This window comes from Streptomyces sp. NPDC050485 (genome assembly GCF_044458185.1).
Lineage (GTDB): Bacteria > Actinomycetota > Actinomycetes > Streptomycetales > Streptomycetaceae > Streptomyces.
Window position 1 is genome coordinate 167,954 of record NZ_JBITHR010000006.1, and the last position, 21,604, is coordinate 189,557.

At 72.0% G+C, this 21,604-nt stretch carries 21 protein-coding genes; 13 read left to right on the forward strand and 8 right to left on the reverse strand.

Annotated features, from left to right (window positions below):
• Positions 1–9: 9 nt before the first annotated feature.
• From ACIBK6_RS14790 to ACIBK6_RS14800, 3 genes are all read left to right on the forward strand, one after another.
• Complete coding sequence (locus ACIBK6_RS14790) at positions 10–714, forward strand: HAD family hydrolase (protein WP_399051603.1); 705 nt, start codon at positions 10–12, stop codon at positions 712–714.
• 152 nt (positions 715–866) lie between these two features.
• Positions 867–1,469, forward strand: coding sequence for a TetR/AcrR family transcriptional regulator (locus ACIBK6_RS14795; RefSeq protein ID WP_399051604.1), 603 nt, complete (start codon positions 867–869; stop codon positions 1,467–1,469).
• Positions 1,470–1,563: 94 nt separating this feature from the next.
• Entirely contained in the window at positions 1,564–2,913 is a 1,350-nt protein-coding gene (locus ACIBK6_RS14800; protein WP_399051605.1) for an FAD-dependent oxidoreductase, read from the forward strand.
• Between the two features lie 76 nt (positions 2,914–2,989).
• Here ACIBK6_RS14800 and ACIBK6_RS14805 read toward each other — a convergent pair whose 3' ends face one another.
• Positions 2,990–3,352, reverse strand: coding sequence for an ArsR/SmtB family transcription factor (locus tag ACIBK6_RS14805; RefSeq protein ID WP_399051606.1), 363 nt, complete (start codon positions 3,350–3,352; stop codon positions 2,990–2,992).
• A 174-nt stretch (positions 3,353–3,526) separates the two neighbouring features.
• Here ACIBK6_RS14805 and ACIBK6_RS14810 point away from each other — a divergent pair, with 174 nt between their 5' ends.
• Positions 3,527–4,549, forward strand: a complete 1,023-nt coding sequence (locus ACIBK6_RS14810) for an NADH:flavin oxidoreductase/NADH oxidase (RefSeq protein ID WP_399051858.1) — start codon at positions 3,527–3,529, stop codon at positions 4,547–4,549.
• A gap of 101 nt (positions 4,550–4,650) precedes the next feature.
• On the opposite strand, the gene ACIBK6_RS14815 is transcribed toward ACIBK6_RS14810, so the two are convergent.
• Positions 4,651–5,415 (reverse strand): class II aldolase/adducin family protein, encoded by a 765-nt coding sequence (locus ACIBK6_RS14815; RefSeq protein ID WP_399051859.1) that lies wholly within the window; start codon positions 5,413–5,415, stop codon positions 4,651–4,653.
• A 176-nt stretch (positions 5,416–5,591) separates the two neighbouring features.
• Between ACIBK6_RS14815 and ACIBK6_RS14820 the strand changes: the two genes are divergently transcribed.
• Positions 5,592–6,200, forward strand: a complete 609-nt coding sequence (locus ACIBK6_RS14820; protein ID WP_399051607.1) for a TetR/AcrR family transcriptional regulator — start codon at positions 5,592–5,594, stop codon at positions 6,198–6,200.
• 89 nt (positions 6,201–6,289) lie between these two features.
• The gene (locus tag ACIBK6_RS14825; RefSeq protein ID WP_399051608.1) at positions 6,290–7,378 is read left to right on the forward strand and encodes a WD40/YVTN/BNR-like repeat-containing protein; all 1,089 of its coding nucleotides are present in this window, start codon (positions 6,290–6,292) and stop codon (positions 7,376–7,378) included.
• 59 nt (positions 7,379–7,437) lie between these two features.
• On the opposite strand, the gene ACIBK6_RS14830 is transcribed toward ACIBK6_RS14825, so the two are convergent.
• Entirely contained in the window at positions 7,438–8,115 is a 678-nt protein-coding gene (locus tag ACIBK6_RS14830) for a uracil-DNA glycosylase (RefSeq protein WP_399051609.1), read from the reverse strand.
• Positions 8,116–8,390: 275 nt separating this feature from the next.
• Here ACIBK6_RS14830 and ACIBK6_RS14835 point away from each other — a divergent pair, with 275 nt between their 5' ends.
• A complete protein-coding gene (locus tag ACIBK6_RS14835) occupies positions 8,391–9,371 on the forward strand; it encodes an N-acetylglucosamine kinase (RefSeq protein ID WP_399051610.1) in 981 nt (326 codons plus the stop codon).
• A gap of 121 nt (positions 9,372–9,492) precedes the next feature.
• A complete protein-coding gene (locus tag ACIBK6_RS14840) occupies positions 9,493–10,413 on the forward strand; it encodes a sirohydrochlorin chelatase (protein ID WP_399051611.1) in 921 nt (306 codons plus the stop codon).
• 88 nt (positions 10,414–10,501) lie between these two features.
• On the opposite strand, the gene ACIBK6_RS14845 is transcribed toward ACIBK6_RS14840, so the two are convergent.
• Positions 10,502–11,545, reverse strand: coding sequence for a lactonase family protein (locus ACIBK6_RS14845; protein ID WP_399051612.1), 1,044 nt, complete (start codon positions 11,543–11,545; stop codon positions 10,502–10,504).
• Between the two features lie 138 nt (positions 11,546–11,683).
• Positions 11,684–11,839 carry a hypothetical protein gene (locus ACIBK6_RS14850; RefSeq protein WP_399051613.1) on the reverse strand — a complete coding sequence of 52 codons (156 nt, stop codon included), beginning with the start codon at positions 11,837–11,839 and terminating at the stop codon, positions 11,684–11,686.
• A gap of 170 nt (positions 11,840–12,009) precedes the next feature.
• Between ACIBK6_RS14850 and ACIBK6_RS14855 the strand changes: the two genes are divergently transcribed.
• Together ACIBK6_RS14855 and ACIBK6_RS14860 are read left to right on the forward strand one after the other, a co-directional pair.
• Positions 12,010–12,552 (forward strand): TetR/AcrR family transcriptional regulator, encoded by a 543-nt coding sequence (locus tag ACIBK6_RS14855; RefSeq protein WP_399051614.1) that lies wholly within the window; start codon positions 12,010–12,012, stop codon positions 12,550–12,552.
• Positions 12,553–12,786: 234 nt separating this feature from the next.
• The gene (locus ACIBK6_RS14860; protein ID WP_399051615.1) at positions 12,787–13,224 is read left to right on the forward strand and encodes a DUF6463 family protein; all 438 of its coding nucleotides are present in this window, start codon (positions 12,787–12,789) and stop codon (positions 13,222–13,224) included.
• 119 nt (positions 13,225–13,343) lie between these two features.
• Here ACIBK6_RS14860 and ACIBK6_RS14865 read toward each other — a convergent pair whose 3' ends face one another.
• Together ACIBK6_RS14865 and ACIBK6_RS14870 are read right to left on the reverse strand one after the other, a co-directional pair.
• Positions 13,344–13,805, reverse strand: coding sequence for a hypothetical protein (locus tag ACIBK6_RS14865; protein ID WP_399051616.1), 462 nt, complete (start codon positions 13,803–13,805; stop codon positions 13,344–13,346).
• A 202-nt stretch (positions 13,806–14,007) separates the two neighbouring features.
• Positions 14,008–15,495, reverse strand: a complete 1,488-nt coding sequence (locus ACIBK6_RS14870) for an FUSC family protein (RefSeq protein WP_399051860.1) — start codon at positions 15,493–15,495, stop codon at positions 14,008–14,010.
• A gap of 225 nt (positions 15,496–15,720) precedes the next feature.
• Between ACIBK6_RS14870 and ACIBK6_RS14875 the strand changes: the two genes are divergently transcribed.
• The 3 genes from ACIBK6_RS14875 (at position 15,721) to ACIBK6_RS14885 (ending at position 18,155) form a co-directional block, all read left to right on the forward strand.
• Positions 15,721–16,197, forward strand: a complete 477-nt coding sequence (locus ACIBK6_RS14875; RefSeq protein ID WP_399051617.1) for an Lrp/AsnC family transcriptional regulator — start codon at positions 15,721–15,723, stop codon at positions 16,195–16,197.
• A gap of 54 nt (positions 16,198–16,251) precedes the next feature.
• Positions 16,252–16,935 carry an HAD family hydrolase gene (locus ACIBK6_RS14880; protein WP_399051618.1) on the forward strand — a complete coding sequence of 228 codons (684 nt, stop codon included), beginning with the start codon at positions 16,252–16,254 and terminating at the stop codon, positions 16,933–16,935.
• A 167-nt stretch (positions 16,936–17,102) separates the two neighbouring features.
• Positions 17,103–18,155 (forward strand): chitinase, encoded by a 1,053-nt coding sequence (locus ACIBK6_RS14885; protein ID WP_399051619.1) that lies wholly within the window; start codon positions 17,103–17,105, stop codon positions 18,153–18,155.
• 22 nt (positions 18,156–18,177) lie between these two features.
• Here the strand turns inward: ACIBK6_RS14885 and ACIBK6_RS14890 are convergent, their stop codons facing one another.
• Entirely contained in the window at positions 18,178–21,207 is a 3,030-nt protein-coding gene (locus ACIBK6_RS14890) for an amino acid adenylation domain-containing protein (protein ID WP_399051620.1), read from the reverse strand.
• Positions 21,208–21,604 lie beyond the last annotated feature (397 nt).

The window sequence follows — 21,604 nt, forward strand, 5'->3', positions numbered from 1 at the left end:
ATCGCGAGCATGACGATCAAGGGCGTTCTCTTCGACTTCTCCGGCACCCTGTTCCGCATCGAACCGGTCGGCGACTGGCTCTCCGCCGTGCTCGACACCTCCGGCATCACCCTGCCCGACACTGAACTGGCCCGGTACGCAATGGAGTTGGAGGCAGCGGGAGCACTGCCCGGCGGTGCCAACCCGCTTCGGCTGCCCGAGCACCTGGCGGAGCTGTGGGCCGTGCGCGACCGGAGCGCCGAGCTCCACCGGGAGACGTACACCGGTCTCGCGCGGCAGGTGGAGCTGCCCGATCCGCGCCTGTACGACCTGCTCTACGACCGCCACATGTCCCCGGCGGCCTGGCACCCGTACCCCGACACGAAGGCGGTCCTCGCCGGGCTGCGGGAGCGGGGCATCGGGATCGGGGTGGTCAGCAACATCGGCTGGGACCTGCGGCCGGTCTTCCGCGCGCACGGTCTGGACGCCTTCGTGGACGCGTACCTCCTGTCCTTCGAGCACGCGGTGCAGAAGCCGAACGAGCGGCTGTTCAGGATGGCCTGCGAGGCGCTGGGCCTGGATCCCCGCGAGGTGCTGATGGTCGGTGACGACCGGCGCGCGGACGGCGGTGCCGCGGCGCTCGGCTGCGCGGTGCACTTCGTGGACCATCTGCCGGTGGACGAGCGCCCGGACGGTCTGCGGCCGGTCCTTGCGCTGGCCGGGGAAGGCCGCTGAGCGGCCGGAAAGGGGGGCCACCCGTTCGGGGTGATCCCCCGCGTCACCCCGAACGAGCAGCCTGGCCGCAGGTCAGACCCCTGCGAGGGGGGTACCGTCCCGCGACAGCCTGAGTATATTGGCTCTGAGCCAGTCAACGCAGGAGTTACAGCATGTCCCCGCGCAGCGCATCGGTCAATGAAGAGTTGCGCAGACGTTCTCGCGAGCGGCTGCTGCAAGCCACGGTGGAACTGGTGGCGGAACGGGGCTACGAGTCGACGACCCTCGGCGACATCGCGGACCGGGCCGGCTCGGCCCGCGGTCTGGTGTCGTACTACTTCCCGGGCAAGCGCCAGCTGCTCCAGTCCGCCGTGCACCGCCTCATGCATCTGAGCCTGGAGGCAGGTCTGGAGCGCGAGCCGAGGACCGCCGACGGCAGGGAGCGCCTGGCCCGGGCGATCGACGCGATCCTCGGGCTCAGCCACGATCAGCCGGTCCTCATGCGGGCGCACATGGCCGGGATCCTCCAGGCCCAGGGCTTCGTGCAGTGCGTCGAGCAGCAACGCCTCGCGGCCCTCCTGCGCGACACCGTCGAGCGGTACGGCTCCTCGGACGTGGACGCCGACTACCCGCTGCTGCGCGCCAACCTCATGGGCGCCGTGTTCGCCGCGCTGCTGCCGGGCGCGCCGATGGACACCGGCAAGCTGCGGGCCGAGCTCTTCCAGCGCTACGGACTCGACCGGGAGATGGGCACGCCGCCCGAGCAGGGCCCCTGACCGGCGGCAGCCGTCTGTTCTGCGGTGCGCGACGGTGCCATCCTGAAGGTCCGCTGCGGACTTCTGCGGTTCTCTGCCCTGAGGAGCACCCGCCATGCTGCGCATCGCCGTCGTCGGATCCGGGCCGAGCGGTGTCTACACCGCCCAGGGCCTGGTGGAGCAGAGCGCGGTCACCGGGGTGCGGGTGGACGTCCTGGACCGGCTGCCGTGCCCGTACGGCCTGGTCCGCTACGGGGTCGCCCCGGACCACGAGAAGATCAAGTCGCTCCAGAACAATCTCCGCACGGTCCTGGAGGACGGCCGGATCCGCTTCCTCGGGCATGTCGAGGTGGGTCCGGGCGGTGTCCCGCCGGAGCTGCTGCTGCGGCTCTACCACGCGGTGGTGTACTGCGTCGGCGCCAAGACCGACCGGCACCTCGGCATCCCGGGCGAGGAGCTGCCGGGCAGTTTCTCCGCCACCGAGTTCGTCTCCTGGTACAGCGCACACCCCGACGCCGACCCCAACGGCTTTGTCCTTGGCGCCCGTTCGGCCGTGGTGATCGGCGCGGGCAATGTGGCGGTCGACGTCGCGCGGATGCTGGCCCGCGGCGCCGATGAGCTGCGGCCGACCGATGTGCCGCAGTCCGCGCTCGGCGCGCTCGCCGTCAGCCGGGTGCGCGAGGTGCACATGGCGGCCCGGCGCGGCCCCTCGCAGGCCAGGTTCACCACCAAGGAACTGCGCGAGCTGGGCACGCTGCCGGGCGCCGATGCGACGGTGGACGAGGCCGAGCTGGCCCTCGACCCGGACTTCACCGACCCCTCCGCGCTGCCGGGGCCCGTGCGGCGCAATGTGGAGGTGCTGCGGGGCTGGGCCGGGCGCCCGCAGCGGCCCGCCGCCCGCCGGCTGCGCCTGCGGTTCTATCTGCGGCCCGTGGAAATCCTGGAGCGGGAGGGCAGGGTGGGCTCGGTGCGCTTCGAGCGGACGGCGCCGGACGGCTCGGGCGGGGTGCTCGGCACCGGGGCGTACGAGGAGATCGAGGCGCAGCTGGTGCTGCGGGCGGTCGGCTACCGCGGGGTGCCGCCCCAGGGGCTGCCGTTCGACCCGGCGTCCGGGACGGTGCCGCACGCGGCGGGCCGGGTGCTGCGTGACGGGACGCCGTCGCCGGGCGAGTACGTGGCAGGCTGGATCAAACGCGGCCCGACGGGCGTGATCGGCACCAACCGCCCCTGCGCGAAGGAGACGGTCGCCTCGCTGCTCCAGGACGCCCCGCTCCTCGCCGAGCGCCCGGTCCTCCAGGGCGAACCGCTCGACGCGATAAGGGAGTTGGGCCTCGAACCGGTGACGTGGCAGGGCTGGCTGGCGATCGAACGCGCCGAAGCCGAGCTGGGCCGCTCGCTGGGGCGCCGCTCGGTGAAGATCCCCGACTGGGAGGGCCTGCTGACGGCGGCGCTGCACCAGGGCTGACGCGGCGAACGGGCCCGGGCCCGCGGCGTACTGACGCGGGCCGGGCTCGCCGCGTACCACCGCGACCGGGACCGGGTCAGGCGTCGTCGCCGAGCCGCTCCGCCTCGCGGTCGGCGGCCCCGAGGACGCTGTCGAGCAGGCCCGGGAAGAGCGCGTCCAGGTCCGCGCGGCGCAGGCCGTTCATCTTCGCGGTGCCCCGGTAGACCTGCTGGATCACGCCGCTCTCGCGCAGCACGCGGAAGTGGTGGGTGGTGGTGGACTTGGTGACGGGCAGCACGAAGTGCGAGCAGGAGAGCTCCCCTTCGGCCGTCGCGAGTGCCCGCACCACCCGCATCCGCATCGGGTCGGACAGCGCGTGCAGCACGCCCTCCAGACGGATCTCTGCGCGCGCCGGGTGGGCGAGTTCACGGGTGCTCGTTGCGGTGGTCACGTCAGCCATTGTACGAGACCCGTCGTAGTTTGACATCTCCCGTACTACGACGAGTATCGTACGAAGCGAACCCGGCGCCGCCCGCGCCCCGGGCCGTCCCGACTGGAGTCTGCCGTGTCTGCTGCGAGTGCCCTCTTCGAGCCCTACACCCTGCGGTCCCTGACCTTCCCGAACCGGGTCTGGATGGCACCCATGTGCCAGTACTCCGCGGACGGCTCCGGACCCGCCGCCGGCGTCCCCACCGACTGGCACTTCGCGCACTACGCGGCCCGCGCGACCGGCGGCACCGGACTGATCCTCGTCGAAGCCACGGCCGTCAGCGCCGAGGGCCGGATCTCCCCCGGGGACCTGGGCATCTGGAACGACACCCAGGTCGAGGCGTTCCGCCGGATCACCCGGTTCCTGGAGAGCCAGGGCACGGTCCCGGGCATCCAGATCGGCCACGCCGGGCGCAAGGCCTCCACGGACCGGCCCTGGCTCGGCGGTGCGCCGCTGAAGCCGGAGAGCGTGGAGGGCTGGCAGCCGGTCGGCCCCAGCCCGGTGGCCTGGGACGAGCGCCACTCGGTGCCGACCGGGCTGACGGTCGATCAAATCCGGGAGATCGTCGGCCAGTTCGCCGAAGCGGCCCGCCGGGCCGTGGACGCCGGTTTCAAGGTGGCCGAGATCCACGGTGCGCACGGCTATCTGATCGGCCAGTTCCTCTCGCCGCACTCCAACCGGCGCACCGACGAGTACGGCGGCTCGTTCGAGAACCGCACCCGCTTCGCGCTCGAAGTCACCGACGCCGTACGGGCGGTGTGGCCCGAGGAGTTGCCGCTGTTCTTCCGCGTCTCGGCCACCGACTGGCTGGACGAGGGCGGCTGGACCGCCGACGAGACCGTCCGCCTGGCCGCGCTGCTCAAGGAGCACGGCGTGGACCTCCTGGACGTCTCGACCGGCGGCAACGCCTCGGGCGTACGCATCCCGACCGGGCCGGGCTACCAGGTGCCGTTCGCCTCGCGGGTGAAGAACGAGAGCGAGCTGGCCGTCGCGGCGGTCGGCCTGATCACCGAAGCCGGGCAGGCCGAGAAGATCCTCGCCAACGGTGAGGCCGACGCGATCCTGCTGGGCCGCGAGCTCCTGCGCAACCCGTCGTGGGCCCGCCACGCGGCCCGCGAACTGGGCGGCGACGTGCACGTACCGGCCCAGTACCACCGCTCGGTCTGACCTCCACCGGACCGCCGAGGGGCCCGCTCACTCCTGTGAGCTTCTGTGAACGGGCCCTTCCGCGACGGCCCTAACGTGCATCAACTCCCCTTCTGATCCCGCTAGTTGACGTGGTCGGGATCGGACGCGGCGATCTGGTCGTAGAGGGGCTGGGCCTGGAACCAGCCCGCGAAGTGGCCGCCGAGCTGGCCCCGGGTGCGCAGGGCGGTCTCACGGTCGATGTGCCGTGGGGTTCCGGCGGCCATGGCGAGGAGCTGGGCCTGGCAGGAGCGCTCCATGGTGATGAACCACCACACCGCCTCGGCGACCGAGTGGCCGACGGTCAGCAGCCCGTGGTTCTGCAGGATCACCGCCTTGTACGCGCCGAGCGCCGCGCCGATCCGCTTGCCCTCCTCGGCATCGCTGACCACGCCCTGGTAGTCGGCGTACAGGCCGTGGTCCTCGAAGAACGCGCAGGCGTCCTGGGTGATGGGGTCGAGCGGGATGCCGAGGGAGGCGAACGCCTTGCCGTGCAGGGAGTGCGAGTGGGCGGCCGCGATCGCGTCGGGGCGCGCCTTGTGGACCTCGGAGTGGATGACGAAGGCGGCGCGGTTCACCGGGCGGGCGCCGTGCAGCAGGTTGCCCTCGTGGTCGACCAGGATCAGGTCGGATGCCTTGATCTGGCCGAAGCTCATGCCGAACGGGTTCACCCAGAACCGGTCGGGGTGCTCCGGGTCGCGGACGGTGATGTGTCCCGCCACTCCCTCGGAGAAGCCGAAGCGGCCGAACAGCCGGAATCCGGCGGCGAGTTGCTCCTTGCGGTAGCGGCGCTCCCCCTCGACGTCCGCGAAGACCGGTGGCATCGGAACACCGACGCCCTCGGGCATGGGGCCCGCCGCGCCCGCGATCACCTGGGCCGTCGTGGGGGCGGTGCCTTCGTCACTCATGAGCGTTCCTCCTGGAGGGAGCTGCCGGGGAGCATCATCGGATACATTCACGTATCCGATACGCGTCCGGATGCTTTCCGAGGACGTACGTGCTGTCAAGAGTGCGGGAGCCGGCTGTGCCCAAGGGAACGACGAAGCGGCGTCCGCAGACGCTGGCCCGGCTGCTCGATGCCGCGCTGGAGGTGTTCGCGGAGTCGGGGTTCGGCGCGGCCAGGATCGAGGACGTCTGCCGCCGCGCCGGATACACCCGGGGCGCCTTCTACTCCAACTTCTCCTCCAAGGAGGAGCTCTTCTTCGCGCTCTTCGACGCGCACGCCGAGCGCGAGCTGGCTCGGATCGGCAGGCTGGCCGACGAGACGGACGACCGCGACCTGTCGGTGGCGCGGATCGCCGCGCTGCTCGCGCACATCGGGCCCGACGAGCGCACCTGGTTCCTGGTGACGACCGAGTTCACCCTGTACGCGATCCGCAACCCGGGGGCGGCCGCGCGCCTCGCCGAGCACGACGCCCGGCTGCGCGAAGAGGCGGTGCGGCTGCTCACCGGTCTGCTCGCGCGGGCCGGTCTCCGACCGCGCGGAGATCTGACGGAACTCGTACGGGTCGTGATCGCGCTGCGTGAGGGGGCGCTCGGGCAGAGTTATGTGGAACCGGACGTCCTGGAGCCCGGCGCGCTGGCCCGAACGTTCCTGCCGCTTCTCGTCGAAGCCGGGACAGAACCGCTCTGAACTGCCGCTTTACCGCTTCAGAGGCCGTTGTCAGTGGCTGGGTGCACACTGGCCCCTATCCGGAACAACGGCGTTTTGGAGGGACAGGCATGACCGAGGTACTGCTCACTGTGGGTACGCGCAAGGGGCTCTTTCTCGGCCGCAGGCGCGGCGGGGCATGGGAGTTCGACGGACCGCACTTCAACGCCCAGGCGGTGTATTCCATCGCCATCGACACCCGGCACGGCCCGCGGCCCCGGCTGCTCGTCGGCGGGGACAGCGCGCACTGGGGCCCTTCGGTGTTCCACTCCGACGACCTGGGCCGGACCTGGACCGAGCCGAAGCAACCGGCGGTGAAATTCCCCGAGTTCACGGGCGCCTCACTGGAACGGGTATGGCAGCTGCGCCCGGCCGGAGCCGAGGCGCCGGGTGTGGTCTACGCGGGGACGGAGCCGGCCGCGCTGTTCCGCTCCGAGGACGGCGGGGAGAGCTTCGAGCTTGTACGGCCCCTGTGGGAGCATCCGACCCGCTCCCAATGGGTGCCGGGCGGCGGGGGCGAGGGACTGCACACCGTCGTCACGGATCCGCGGGACCCCCAGGCGCTGACGGTCGCGGTGTCCACGGCGGGGGTGTTCCGCACCCGGGACGGCGGGGCGAGCTGGGCCCCCGCGAACAAGGGCGTCTCTGCGGTGTTCCTGCCCGATCCGAACCCGGAGTTCGGCCAGTGCGTCCACAAGATCGCCCAGGACCCCGGCGACCCGGACCGCCTGTATCTGCAGAACCACTGGGGGGTGTACCGCAGCGACGACGCCGGGGACCAGTGGACGGACATCGGCGCGGGGCTGCCGTCCACCTTCGGCTTCGCGGCCGCCACCCATCCGCGCCGTTCCGGCACCGCGTACGTCTTCCCGATCACGGCCGACTCCGACCGGGTCCCGGCGGACAACAAGTGCCGTGTCTTCCGCACCGAGGACGCGGGCAAGAACTGGGAGGCGCTCTCGGCGGGCCTGCCGCAGGACCCGCACTACGGCACGGTTCTGCGCGACGCGCTCTGCACGGACGACGCCGACCCGGCAGGGGTCTACTTCGGCAACCGCAACGGCGAGGTGTACGCGAGCGCCGACGACGGAGACAGCTGGCGACTGCTCGCCTCGCATCTGGCGGACGTGCTCTGCGTACGGGCGGCGGTGATCGGTTGACCGCCCGCTGGCCCGGCGGGCGGCGGCTCCCCAACTGCCGGGCCCGGGACGGCCGTCGGCTACGGCAGGCGCCAATCGACCGGCTGGGCGCCCTGCCGTGCCAGGAGTTCGTTCGTACGGCTGAAGGGGCACGAGCCGAAGAAACCGCGATCGGCCGACATCGGCGAAGGGTGGGCGGATTCGATCGCGGGGAGGTCGCCGAGCAGCGGCCGCAGGTTGCGCGCGTCCCTGCCCCACAGCACCGACACCAGCGGCGTACCGCGCGCGACCAGCGCCCGGATCGCCTGCTCCGTGACCTCTTCCCACCCCTTGCCCCGGTGGGCGGCGGGTTGGCGCGGGGCCGTCGTCAGCGCCCTGTTGAGCAGCAGCACCCCCTGCCGGGTCCACGGCGTCAGATCCCCGTTGGACGGCCGCGGCAGGCCCAGATCGGAGTTCAGTTCGCGGAAGATGTTCTCCAGACTGCCCGGCAGCGAACGCACGTCGGGCGAGACCGCGAAGCTCAGCCCGATGGCCATCCCCGGCGTGGGATAGGGGTCCTGGCCGACGATCAGGACGCGGACGTCCTCGAAGGGCTGCTGGAACGCCCGCAGCACGTTCGTCCCGGCCGGGAGATACGTCCGTCCGGCAGCGATCTCGGCCCGGAGGAAGTCCCCCATGGCCGCGATGCGTTCGGCCGCGGGTTCCAGAGCCTTCGCCCAGCCCGCTTCGACAAGTTCATGCAAGGGTCGTGGTGCCACGACGTGTCACTCTACTGGCCCAGGCCAGGGCTCCGCACAAGCAGGGAGACCGCCGCCCCCAGCACCGCTTCCCGGCGCTACGCTTCTCCCCCTTCAAGGTCTTCGAGGTCTTCTACAGATCTTCCACGGGTCTTCTACGAGGTCTTCGAGCCGGTTGAGCGGGCCGGGCGGCCGGCCGCCCGGAGGGAGGGGATTGTGTTGCGTCCAGTGACCTTCAGCCGTACGAGCGAGCTCCCGCGACGGCGGGGCGCCCGGTCGGCCGGCCGACGGCTGCCGTGACGGGCGGCGCCCAGGAGTGGGTGCTCGGAATCGACTCGGGCGGATCGGGAGTGCGGTTCGCGCTGCGCCGGACCGAACCGGGCGCACCGACCGAAGTGGTTGTCTCGAAGGAGCCGGTGCGGACCGGTCCCGCCGGGATCGACGCCGGGCATTTCCTTGCGCAACTGCTGCCAGCGGTGGAGGAGTTGAGGGTGCGCACCGGGGCGGAGCGGATCCTCGCGGCGGCGGTCGGCGCGGCCGGGATGGCGACGCTCGGGGACGGGCTGCGGGCCGAACTGCCCGGGGCCCTCGCCCGTTCGCTCGGGGTGCGCAGGCTCGCCCTGGCCTCCGACGCGGTCACCGCGTACGCGGGTGCCCTTGGCCAGCGGCCCGGCGCGGTGGTCGCCGCCGGGACCGGGATGGTCGCGCTCGGCACGGACCTGAGCGGGTGGCGGCGGGCCGACGGCTGGGGGCATCTGCTCGGGGACTGCGGCAGCGGCGCCTGGATCGGCCGGGCCGGTCTCGAAGCGGCCCTGCGCGGTCACGACGGACGGCGCGGCGGCTCGGCGGCGCTGCTCGCCCGGGTCGAGGCGGTGTTCGGTGCGCCCGGCGAACTGCCGGGGCTGCTGTATCCGCGGACCGACCGGCCCGCCGTGCTGGCCTCGTTCGCGCCCGAGGTCGCCGGCTGCGCGGCCGCGGACCCGGTCGCGGCCGGCATTCTGCGCGCCGCGGCGCGGCACATCGCCGAGGCCGCCGCGGCGGTCTGCCCGGACACCGGCCAGGAGTGTCAAGTGGCGCTCACCGGCGGCCTGTTCAAGCTGGGAGACCCTCTTCTCGTACCGCTGCGCGAGGAGTTCCGCCGACAACTGCCGCAGGCGCGCACCGTCGAGGCGGCCGGGGATCCGCTCGACGGTTCGCTGATCGTCGCGACCGCCCTCGCCGACGGCGAACTGCGGCTTCCGCGGGACCCCCGCATGCTGTGGATCTCGACCGGGTGAGCGCCCAGACAGATCAGGGCAGTTGAGCCTTATGCCACTCTCCGGGAAAATGCGGACAGATACCGCTCAGCTACCCCCTCCCCGAACAGCGGCCCGGGCAAAACCAGTAGCATGCGGCGCCATGAGCACCCCCACTGGGCCAGCATCCGGCCTGCCCGTACGAATGCCGCGACCCCGCCAGTCCGGCCGGCACCGCCGCCCGGAACCGGTGGTTGCTCCGGAGGGCGCGCCCGCGCTCGTTCTCGCCGTTCCCGGCGTTCCCGGCCCGGCTGTGCGCAGCCTGGCCGAAGAGGTCATCAGCATCGCCCGTTCCGAGCTGCCCGGTCTCGATGCCCGCATCGGCTACCTGGACAGCGAGGACGCCGAGTACCCCACGCTCGACGTCGTGCTCGCCCGCACCGCCGCCGAGCGCTCCGCGCGCGTCGAGCAGGCGCGCGCGGCTGGCCGCGAGGCCGCCGACCCGCAGGGCCCGGCCGCCGTGGTCGTGCCGCTGCTCGCGGGCCCCGACAGCGCCCTGATCCGCCGGATACGGCAGGCCGTCATGGACAGCCGCGCCGCCGCCGAGCTGACCGACGTGCTCGGCCCGCACCCGCTGCTCGCCGAGGGCCTGCACGTGCGGCTCTCCGAGGCCGGTCTGGCCCGCGCCGACCGCGCCCGGCTGTTCACGGTCGCCACCGCCGCCGACGGGATCATCCTGGCGACGGTCGGCGGCGAGGAGGCCGTGCAGGCCGCCGGGATCACCGGCATGCTGCTCGCCGCGCGGCTCGCCGTGCCGGTGATGGCCGCCGCGCTCGACCAGGAGGGCGCGATCGCGGCGATGGCCGCACAGCTGCGCGGCTCGGGTTCGGTGCAGCTCGCGGTCGCCCCGTACCTGATCGGTCCCGAGGTCGCGGAGGGTCTGCTCGACGCCGCCGCAAAGGAGGCCGAGTGCGCGGTCGCCGAGGCGCTCGGCGCCTACCCGGCGATCGGCAAGCTGGTGCTCTCGCAGTACGCGGCCGCGCTGGGCATCGCCCCGCAGCCGCAGGGTTCGCCGGTCCACTGACCGTACGCACGACATGACGGGCGGGGCCCGCACCGGACGCATCCGGTGCGGGCCCCGTCGCGTCGTGGACGGTGTGTGACACCGGCTCTCAGCAGAAGACCACGCACGAGGCGGCGGGCGCCTCGATCGAGCCGGTCCGGGACGGGATACCGGTGGCCGCGTCGATGTCGAACCAGGTCACATCGCCGGAGCGCTCGTTGGAGGCGTACAGGCGGCGTCCTGACGGGTCCAGGGTGAGATCGCGGGGCCAGTGCCCGCCGCAGTCCACGGTGGTGACCAGGGCCGCCTTCTCGCCCGTCGGGTCGAGCGCGAGGACCGCGATCGAGTCGTGCCCCCGGTTCGCCGCCCACAGGAAGCGGCCGTCGCGCGCCACGACGACCCCGGACGGGTAGACCTCGCCGCGCACGCCGTCCTCGACGACCGGTGTCTCGCCGAGCGGTTCGAGGGTGCCGGTGCCGGCGTCCCAGCGGCACACGGTGAGCGTCGGCGCCAGCTCGTTGAGGACGTACGCGTACCGGCCGCCGGGATGGAAGGCGAGGTGGCGGGGGCCGCTGCCGGGCCGCAGCGGGGTCTCGGAGTGGAGCCTGAGGACGCCGGTGTCCGGGGCGAGTTCACAGACGCGTACGGAGTCGGTGCCGAGGTCGACGCTGACGGTCCAGCGCCCGCTCGGGTCCGCGAGCACCTGGTGGGCGTGCGGGCCTTGCTGACGCTCGGCGTTCGGGCCCGAACCCCGGTGTTCCAGGACGCACGCGGCCGGGCCGAGGCTGCCGTCGGGGTGGACCGGGAGCGCGGTGACGCTGCCCGAGTCGTAGTTGGCGGTGACGAGGTGGCCGGCGGCGAGGGCGAGATGGGTGGGGCCCGCGCCGCCGACCGGAACGGGCGCGCCGAACGGACGGGGCAGCGCCTCGCCGATGTCGAACGCGGCCGCCGTCCCCTCCGCCGTCTCCCCCACGGCGTACAGGACGGTTCCGTCCGGAGAGGGGGCCAGGAACGACGGGTTGATGACGGCGGCCGAGGAGCCGAGGGGGGTGAGCGCGCCCGTCTCCTCGTCCACGGCGGCCGCGGTGACTCCGTGCCCGCCCGCCGTGGTGAACGACCCGATGAATGCCCGCGCGGCGCGGTTGCTGCCCACCGTGCTTCCCCTCTCCGCCGAAGCGAGACTCTCCGCTGATCCGAGGCTTGCTCATGATCCGAGGCTTGCTCGTGATCCGAACTGCTCGGCCGACCGTAGCAGTCGGTCTAGACCAACATCGTCGAGCAGGCCCTGGGGTCAGTCGCTGCGCCGCGCCCGGACCGCGTCGGCGTACGTGTCGGCGGTCAAGTCCCGCTCGGCGACCCCGAGTTCAGCAAGGACGGCCCGGACGGCGTCGAGCGCGTCCTGCAGGTCGTCCTGTTCCTTCGCTTGGGTGTCGATCTCCAGGAACACCCCGTCGAGTTCCGGAACCGCACCAAGGTCGCGAGCATGGGCGGGCCGTGCGCCTCGAACTCCTCGTTGCGGCAGCGCTTTTCGACTCCCGCACCCCCACCCCTTCCTTCCTCGGGCACACTTGTTACTCTCCTCCATACCAAACCTTTTGGTATGGAGGAGGGGTCGGGATGAGCTCGGAGAGGTCTGCGTGGCTGGACCAAGGTTTGACGCTGCTGGCGGAGCAGGGGGCCCCGGCGGTCACGCTGGACCGGCTGTGCGAGCGCATGGGCATGTCGAAGGGTGCCTTCTACCACCACTTCGGATCGATGCCGAAGTACCGGACCCGATTGCTCGATCACTTCGAGGCCGAGTGCACCACGGCGATCATCAACGGGGTGGAAGCGGCTGGCACGCTTCCGGCCCGGGAGCGGCTGGCCATCCTCCTGGCGGAAGTGACCAGTCAGGCCGGCCCGCCGCTGGAGATCGCGATGCGGGCCTGGGCGAAACAGGATCCCGAAGCTGCGCAGGTGCAGGAGCGGGTCGACGCCACCCGCATCGGATATCTGCGGGATCTGTGCGAACAGACCGGTCATGACAGACCTGATCAAGTGGCCAAGATGCTCTATCTGATGCTGGTCGGGGCGGAGCACCTCATGCCGCCGCTGCCGAAATCAGAACTGCGCGGCATGTACGAGCTGCTGATGCCGCTTCTGGACCGGCCGGCCGTCTGACCCCGCCGACGATCGAGGAGGCCCCTCGTGAACATCGTCGATGTTGAGCGAATCCGGAACGGCCGCGCGGGAGTTCGTCGCGAGGGTCATGGGCCGGCGCCCCGGTGGGGGTGAGGGCGCCGTTCCGGGGCGGGACGCTCCTGGCCCGGTTCCTGCGACTGCGCGATCCCGAGTTCCCCCTCCACCGCCGGCCGCACATCCAGCACGCCGCACTCCCGGAAGGAACGTAATGTCATGAACACATCCATACGCCTGGAATCCCGCAAGCCCGACACCAGAGGGCTCCGCCTCTGGGTTCCCCGCCTGATGCTTGCCGTGCCTGTGGTGCACATGATGGTGGGCGTCGTCGTCTCGTACTCGCACTGGAGCGGCATCGTCTCCGACGGGCTGTGGAATGCCGTCCACAACGACAACGACCCCCGCATGACAGCCCTTTGGTTCATGATCAGCGGAGTTGCCCTCTTCGGCCTCGGGCTCCTTGCCAGGAGGTCGGTGATCGCCACCGGCGCCGTGCCCACGGAGACCGGATGGATCCTGCTGGCACTCGGAATCCTGGTGTCGGTGCTGGAGCCGGTCTCGGGAGGCTGGTCGCTGATCGTCATCGGCGTGCTGGCGCTGGTGGCGTCGCGGCGCGACGGTGACGCGGCGGACTTCGAGCGGCCGGCCCCCTGATGGCGGCGCCGCAGCCCACAACTGCCCGTCGTGGCGCGGCGCCGGTCCGGGGCGGCACGGGCCTGGGGATCAGGCCCTCCATGGAGCCGTGGGGTTGTCCCTACGTCGCCAGCCCTGCGTCAGTCCTCCTCGGGTGCCCCGGGGCGCAGCAGCGGGTGCACGACGCCGGGGAACACCCGGGCCCGGACGACGGGTTCAGCGGATCCGCCCTGGATGACCGTCTCGGCGATGCCCCACGGGCGGCCGGGGAGGACTACGGAAAGGGTGTAGGAGGACGCGCAGCCGGTGCAGTCGTACCGATCTGCCCAGACCTCCACGTCGGTGAGGCTGCCGGGGGCGCGTGCCACGTGCCGGTGCCAGGCATGGCAGTGCTCGCACTTCTCGCCGGGCTCGCACGTCCCACCGCAGGGACACGGCAGGTCCGGCGAGGCGGCGGGACGCCAGCGCTGCGTGCGGACGGCCTCGCCGGTGGCGCCCATGTCCTTCATCGACTTCAGGTTGCGTGCGGCGACGTTGTACGACTCGCCGGTCGCCTCCATCCGGTCCCGGATCACGTCCTTGCGTCCGCGGTTCGTCGTCATCTTGTTCCTCCTGGGTTCACGCAGCCCGTCAGGAGGCTCATGAGATCGGTTCTCCCCACGGTACCTGCCGTCCCGCGCGGCCGGTGACGCCCCGGCTGTCCAACCGCCGCTGCCCGGGGGCTCCGCGGCCCCGCCCGGCCGCAGGTCCGGCCCCTACCGCATCGCACCCCTCCGCATCGCGCCCTTCAGGCAGGCGCGCCCTTCAGGCAGGCGCGACGGGGCTGCGCAGGGGTGCGGCGAGTGCCTTCAGCGCCTGTTCCAGGTCATGCAGATGGGCAAGGGCGGCCTCGCCGTCGAAATGCCGCGGTTCCACGACGGGTACGTCGGTTCCGTGGTGTGGCGCACCGGGCGTGGTGAGCGCCAGCACCGCCGCCTCCACCCGCCAGCACGCGGCGGCGAGCCTGGCGTCGTGGGAGGCATCGGGATCCCCGGCGACCGACGCAAGCCCGCGCACTTCCTGGGCACACCGGTCGAGCAGCTCCAGCACCTGCCGGGCCCGCGCCTTCCGGGCGCGCAGCGGGCTGAGCGGGTGGACGAGCGGGGCCAGCGAGAGCCGCACCCGCCCCAGCAGCACTTCCAGTTCAGCGACGTACCGGGCCGGGTCCGCGGCCGGGGCCCCGGCCAGGCGGGCGGCGGCTTCGGAAGTACAGGCGTGGACGCAGTGCAGGGCCCGCTGGATCCACGCGTCGGTGGTGGCATGGGTGGTCACCGGCAGCACCAGGAGCACAGCGAGTGCCGCGCCGAGCGCCCCGACGCCCGTCTCCGCGACCCGCAGGGCGAGCAGCCCCGGACTGAGCACCCCCAGGAGCCCGTACAGCAGCCCCGCCATCAGCGTGACCGCCAGCATCATCCACGTGTACGACACCGCGGCCGTGTAGAAGATGCCGAACACGCAGACCGCGACGAGCACCGCGGTGGGAGCGCCCGCTCCGTCCAGCGGGACGGCGACCATCAGGCCGACGGCGATACCGGCCACCGTGCCCAGGACCCGGCGAAAGCCCCGCACCAGAGTTTCGCCGCGCGACGCGGTGTTCACGAAGATCCACCACACGGCGCCGACCGCCCAGTACCAGCGCTCGTGCGACACCAGCTGGCCCACCACCAGGGCGAATGCGCCACCTGCCATCCCTTGGACCGCCTGGCGCGTGGTCACCCGGGCAAGGCCCGTACCGCCCGGCGCGACGGCCGGGACGGCAGCCGGCGGCAGCCGCCTCTCGTAGCACCACAGGCCGAAGCGCACCGCCGAGGACGCGAGCAGGGAGAGGGCCACCGCCGCGTACAGCTCCGGCAGCTGTCCCGGCACCGCGTGCAGGAACTGCGCGGCGAAGAAGGTCATGAACGCGAAGGTCCCCAGGGCGTGGCCGCGCGGCCCCCACCGACGGGCGTAGATCCCCGCGCCGAGGACGGCGAGGAAGGCCGCGTCCCGCACCCACGGGACATCGTGCAGTGCGGCCGCGAGAGCGAGCACCGGGAAACCGGCCACCGGCAGCAGGGCCGACGTGACCGCCTGCCCCCGCACCGAGGCATCGGTCACCGTGAACAGGGCAAGCAGGGCGGCAAGCCCGCCGGCGATCGCCGCCGGGAGTGACTGCGTGACCAGATCGGACACCGTCACAGCCAGCGAGACGCCAAGGACACCCCGCGCGGCACTGCGCAACCGCAGCCGCCCCGGGTCCGGAGCCACAAACATCCTCTTCACGGCGGTCGCCGCGCCCCCTTCGTCGCACATTCGCTCAGGCATGACGAAGGCGCTGCCAGCCCGGACAGGCATCGTCACCGTCCCGCGCGCTGCGCAGCGCCATCTGTCATCAGAGGAAAACATCCGGAGTGATAGTGGCTCAAACGGACTCCGCATGACTGCGCCATTGGTACAGTCGAAGCCTCAGCGACAGGGCCAGAAGGGAGCCAACGGGACGTGACGGTGGACACACTCGACACCCGGATCCTGCGGTTGCTCATCGAGCAGCCGCGCACCAGCATCCGCGAGTACGCGCGCATTCTGGGCATCGCCCGCGGCACCCTCCAGGCCCGGCTCGACCGGATGGAGCGGGACGGCGTGATCACCGGCACCGGTCCGGTCCTCTCCCCCGCGGCACTCGGGCACCCGGTGCTCGCCTTCGTCCACATCGAGGTGACCCAGGGGCATCTGGACGAGGTCGGCGATGGGCTCGCGGCGGTCCCCGAGATCATCGAGGCGTTCTCGATCACCGGCGGCGGCGATCTGCTGACCCGGGTCGCGGCGCGTGACAACGCCCACCTCGAAGACGTCATCCAGCGGCTCATCCAGCTCCCGGGCGTCGTGCGCACCCGCACCGAGATGGCACTGCGCGAACGGGTGCCGCACCGGCTGCTGCCGCTGGTCGAGTCGGTGGGGCGCTCGGCCGCGAAGTGAGCGCCGGACAAGGAGCGTCACGAGGCGCGCCCGGGTCTTGGCATGCTGGTACACATGACCACATCACGTACCACTTCGGTCATCTTCGATCTCGACGGCACACTCGTGGACAGCGAGCCGAACCATTACGAGGCGGCGCGCCATGTGCTCGCGCGCTACGGACTGCCGGGTTTCACCTGGGAGCAGCACGCCCGCTTCATCGGCATCGGAACCCGCGAGACCCTGGAGATCCTGGACCGGGAGTACGCGCTGACCGGCCCGGTCGACGAGATGCTCGCCGCGAAGAACGCGACGTATCTGGAGCTGGCCGCCGCCCGCACCGAAGTCTTCCCCGAGATGCGGAAGTTCGTGGAGCGGCTGCACGCGCGGGGCGTACGGATGGCGGTGGCGTCGGGTTCCTCGCGGGCCGCGATCGATGCGGTGCTCGCGGGCACGGGCCTGGATTCGTTCGTCACGCTCGTCGTCTCGGCCGAGGAGGTCGAGCGGGGCAAGCCCGAGCCCGATGTCTTCCTGGAGGCCGCGCGCCGCCTCGGCTCCGCGCCCGCCGACTGCGTGGTCCTGGAGGACGCCCCGCCCGGCGCGGCGGCGGCGCACGCCGCCGGTATGCGCTGCATCGCCATCCCCTACCTGCCGCAGACCGCCGACGACCCGGAGTTCGCGACGGCGGGGCTGCTGTTCCGGGGCGGCCAGCGGGAGTTCAGCGCGGAGACGGCGTACGCGTGGGCGGTCGGCGCCTGAGGGCGGGGCCGCGACCGGCCCAACTTCCTTGCCACGCAAGTGATTGACGGTAGGTCTGGACCAATCTACGGTGTGGGGCGCCACCCCCCGCACCTCTCCAGGTCCCCCCACGGTCCGGGAGCCGCCGCACCGCGCCAGTGGCGGCTTCCGGAGGCAAGGAGCACAGCATGATCGGTCGTACGGTGCGTCTGCTGACAGCCGGCCTGGTGCTGGCCTTCACCGTGCAGGTCCCGGTCGCCGCGGCGCCGAACGCGCCCGCGGCCGACACCTGCGCGGTCAAGCCGAGACCCTCGGGCAAGGTGCTCCAGGGGTACTGGGAGAACTGGGACGGCGCCGCCAACGGCGTTCATCCGCCGCTGGGTTGGATACCGATCACCGACAGCCGCATCCCCGGTCACGGCTACAACGTCATCAACGCGGCCTTCCCGGTCATCCAGTCGGACGGCACCGCGCTGTGGCAGGACGGCATGGACGCGACGGTGAAGGTGCCCACTCCGGCCGAGATGTGCCAGGCCAAGGCGTCCGGCCAGACCATCCTCCTGTCGATCGGCGGGGCCGCGGCCGGCATCGACCTGAGTTCGAGCGCCGTCGCCGACCGCTTCGTCGCGACCGTGGTGCCGATCCTGAAGCAGTACAACTTCGACGGGATCGACATCGACATCGAGACCGGTCTCGTCGGCAGCGGGGACATCAACACCCTGTCGGCCTCGCAGGCCAACCTCGTCCGCATCATCGACGGCGTGCTCGCCCAGATGCCGGCCGGCTTCGGACTGACGATGGCACCGGAGACGGCGTACGTCACCGGCGGCAGCGTCACGTACGGCTCGATCTGGGGCGCGTACCTGCCGATCGTGAAGAAGTACGCGGACAACGGCCGGCTGTGGTGGCTCAACATGCAGTACTACAACGGCAACATGTACGGCTGCTCCGGCGATTCGTACTCCGCCGGAACCGTCGCCGGATTCACCGCGCAGACGGACTGCCTCGACAAGGGGCTCGTCGTCCAGGGGACCACGATCAGGGTGCCCTACGACCAGCAGGTCCCGGGGCTCCCGGCGCAACCCGGCGCCGGAGGCGGCTACCTGGACCCGGGCCTGGTCGGCCAGGCGTGGAACGCGTACGGCGGCGGGCTCAAGGGACTGATGACCTGGTCGGTCAACTGGGACGGCTCGAAGGACTGGACGTTCGGCTCCAACATCCAGTCCCTGCAAGGGCGTTGACGATCCCAAGGCTCCTTGACCGTCACGTCTGTCCGGACTGGAGGTCGGCGACCACCACGGCGAGTTCCTCGACGGTCGGGGCGTCGAAGTACGCGTCCAGGGGGACGTCGACGCCGAGCCGGTCGAGGAGCCGGGCCGAGATCTGGGTCATGGTGATCGAGTGGCCGCCGAGGTCGAAGAAGTCCTCGCGGTCGCCCACCTCGGGCAGCCGCAGGACCTCGCACCACACCTCGCGTACCGCCTCCAGCGCAGTTCCGGCCCGCGCGGGGTCCCAGGATTCCGGGGGCTCCACAGCATCGGGCGGAGCCGGCAGGGCTCCCCGGTCCAGCTTGCCGTTCGGGGTGAGAGGCAGGGCGTCGAGCGCGAGAAGTACGTCCGGGACCATGTACGCGGGAAGCGCCGCCGCCAGCGCCCGCCGGACGACGCCCGGGTCCGCGTCGCCGACGTGGTAGCCGACGAGCCGGCCGTCTCGTACGGCCGCGGCGGCGCGGTCCACGCCGGGGACGGCGAGCAGCCGTGATTCGATCTCGCCGAGTTCGATCCGGTAGCCCCTGAGCTTGATCTGGTCGTCGTTCCTGCCCAGGAATTCGAGCCGTCCGTCGCCGCGGTACCGCGCCCGGTCGCCGGTGCGGTAGACGCGGCTGCCCGACGGCCCGAACGGGTCGGGCAGGAACCGTTCCCGGTCCAGGTCCGGTCTGCCGAGGTAGCCGCGGGCGAGCCCCGCCCCCGCGATGTACAGGTCTCCGGGCACCCCGACGGGCACGGGCCTCAGCTGCTCGTCCAGCACATGGGTGCGCGTGTTGGCCAGCGGTCGGCCGATCGTCACGCGCCCGGGTTCGGGGCCGATCTCGTCGGAGGTCGACCAGATGGTGGTCTCCGTCGGCCCGTACGCGTTGATGAGCCTGCCGACCCTGGGGCGCAGTCGCCGCGCGAGCGCCGGCGGGAGCGCCTCGCCGCCGGCCAGCGCGGTGACCCCGGGTGCGTCGAAGCCCGCGTCCAGGAGCATCGACCAGCCGGTCGGGGTCGCCTGGACGTGGGTGACGCCGTGGCGGGCGGCGAGTTCGCGGAGCGCCTTTCCGTCGCGGGTCCGGCTCTCGCCCGCCACGACGACCGTGCCGCCCGTGATGAGCGGAAGGAACAGTTCGAGGGCGGAGATGTCGAAGGAAACCGAGGTGAGCGCCAGCCAGGTGTCGGTGGGCCCGGAGTGCAGGAGATCGCGGAAGGACAGGAGCAGGTTGGTCAGCGAGCGGTGCTCGATCTGCACGCCCTTGGGGCGGCCGGTGGAACCGGAGGTGTAGATGACGTACGCGAGATCGTCCGGCGTCGGCTGCCTGACGGAGTGTCCGGTGCCGTACGTCGGCGCGGCCTGCTGCGCCAGGTCCGCGTCGCCCAGTTCAAGGGCGGCCTTCGAGTCCGCCGCGATGAACTCCAGTCGCTCCGCCGGGTATTCGGCATCCAGCGGTATGTAGGCCGCCCCGGATTTGAGCACCCCGAGCAGGCCCACGACCAGCCGTTCCGACCGTCGCGCCCGTACGGTCACCAGGTCGCCCGGCCCGATGCCCTTGGCACGGAGCCGGTGCGCGAGGGCTTCGGCCCCGGCGTCGAGTTCGGCGTAGGTGAGGTGGCGGCCGGCGTGGCTGACGGCCACGGCGTCGGGGGTGCGGGCCGCGTGTTCCGCGACCAGTTCGGGGACCGTCCTCGCGGGGTACGCCACGGCGGTGTCGTTCCAGTCGGCCAGGAGGCGCTCGCGCTCGTCCCGGTCGAGCAGGGGCAGTTCGGCCAGCGCGGTGTCCGGTGCGGCCACCACCTGCCCGAGCAGGTTCAGCCAGTGCCGGGCGACGCGGTCCGGAGCCCCGGAGAGGATGTCCTGCTTCGGGCACTGGACCAGCACGCTCAACTCGTCGGCGCTGTCGGCGAGTTCGATGCGCAGCGCGTTGCGCGCGGTGTGGTTGGAGGCCGACCAGTCGGCCGTGGTGGTCAGGCCGGGGAAGTCGGGCACGGCGCTCGGGACGCGGTAGGACATCGAGACCTGCGCCAGGGCGACCCCCGGCTTCACTCCGGCGCCCACGCGGCCGAGCGGCACATCGCGCACCGGGTACAGCTCCCGCAGCCCGGACCGCACCGCGCGGGCGAACGCGCCGAACTCCAGCGCGGCGGCCGGCTGCGAGCAGTAGGGCAGCTCGTTGACGTACACGCCGATACGGTCCTGCTGCTCCGGGGTCCGGGTGCCGAGGTCGATGGCGGTGACCGGCGCGCGGTTGCCGTAGCGGAACAGGAGGGCGTGCAGGGACGCCACGATGAGCTCGAACCGGGTCACTCCGATCCGCCGTGCCACCGGGCCGAGCCGGTCGCGCAGTTCCGCCGGGACCCGGAACTCCACCGAGTCTCCCTCGGCCACTCCGTGGGCGGGCCGCTCCAGGCCCGGGAGCACCACATCGTCGTCAGCGAGCGGATGACCGGCCCAATGGGCCCGCGCCTGCGGCAACTTGGCGGCGATCCGCTCCTCCTCGGCGCCCGGCGGTTCGGCGAGGGCCAGTTCCGGGAGTCCGGGACCGTCCCCCGAGACCTCCGCCCGGTAGAGCGCCGCGAGGTCGGCCAGGAGCAGTCCCATCGACTGCCCGTCGAAGACGAGGTGGTGGGCCACCACGAGCAGCCGGTGTTCCCGCGGGCCCGCGCTCAGCAGCACCAGCCTGCACAGCGGCCCGCGTTCCAGGTCGAAGGGCGCCACGATGTGCCGCCGCACGGCGTCCGGGGCGTCCTCCTCGACCCGCAGCTCGGGCGGGTTGGCGGCCGGGACCAGGAAGGGCGCCCCCGCCCGGTCCTCGACCGCGCTGCTCAGCGCCTGGTGCCTGCGGACCACGGCGGCGCAGGCGCGGTGCAGCGCCTCGATGTCCAGGTCGCCCTCGAAGCGCACGGAGAACGGCAGGTGGTGCACCGCCCCGCAGTCGGCGAGCCGCTCGTTGAACCAGATGCCGCTCTGCGCGGCGGAGGCGGGGCGCGGCCCGGGCGGGGCCTGGCGTGCGGGGGCGGGCTCGGCAGGGGCATCGGACATCGAACACGTCCTGTCACCGTCGTAGCGGTCTCGTGGCGGAGGATCACCCCCGGGTACCGCGCTCGGGGGCGGCCGGGCGGGCCCCCATCCGGCCGGCTGACTCAATCTGCCTGATGTCGACCGGAATACGCAATACCTTGATCAATCTCCTTAACTTCTTGCTACATCCACCGGACTTGGCGGGGTCGCCCGCGAAATGCCAGGTGTGACAGCCCAGTTCGGCGCGGATCCGAACAACTGACCATTGACAGGTTCAGCGGCGTTGATCAATCATCGCGGTGCAGACCAGAACCGGCCGACGGTGCGAGAGCGGCCCTCGATCGCATGCCCGACCGCGGCGGGAACAACTCCCTCTGCTCCCGGCTCGGGCGACGGCTTTCCGACCCGCCGATCGCCC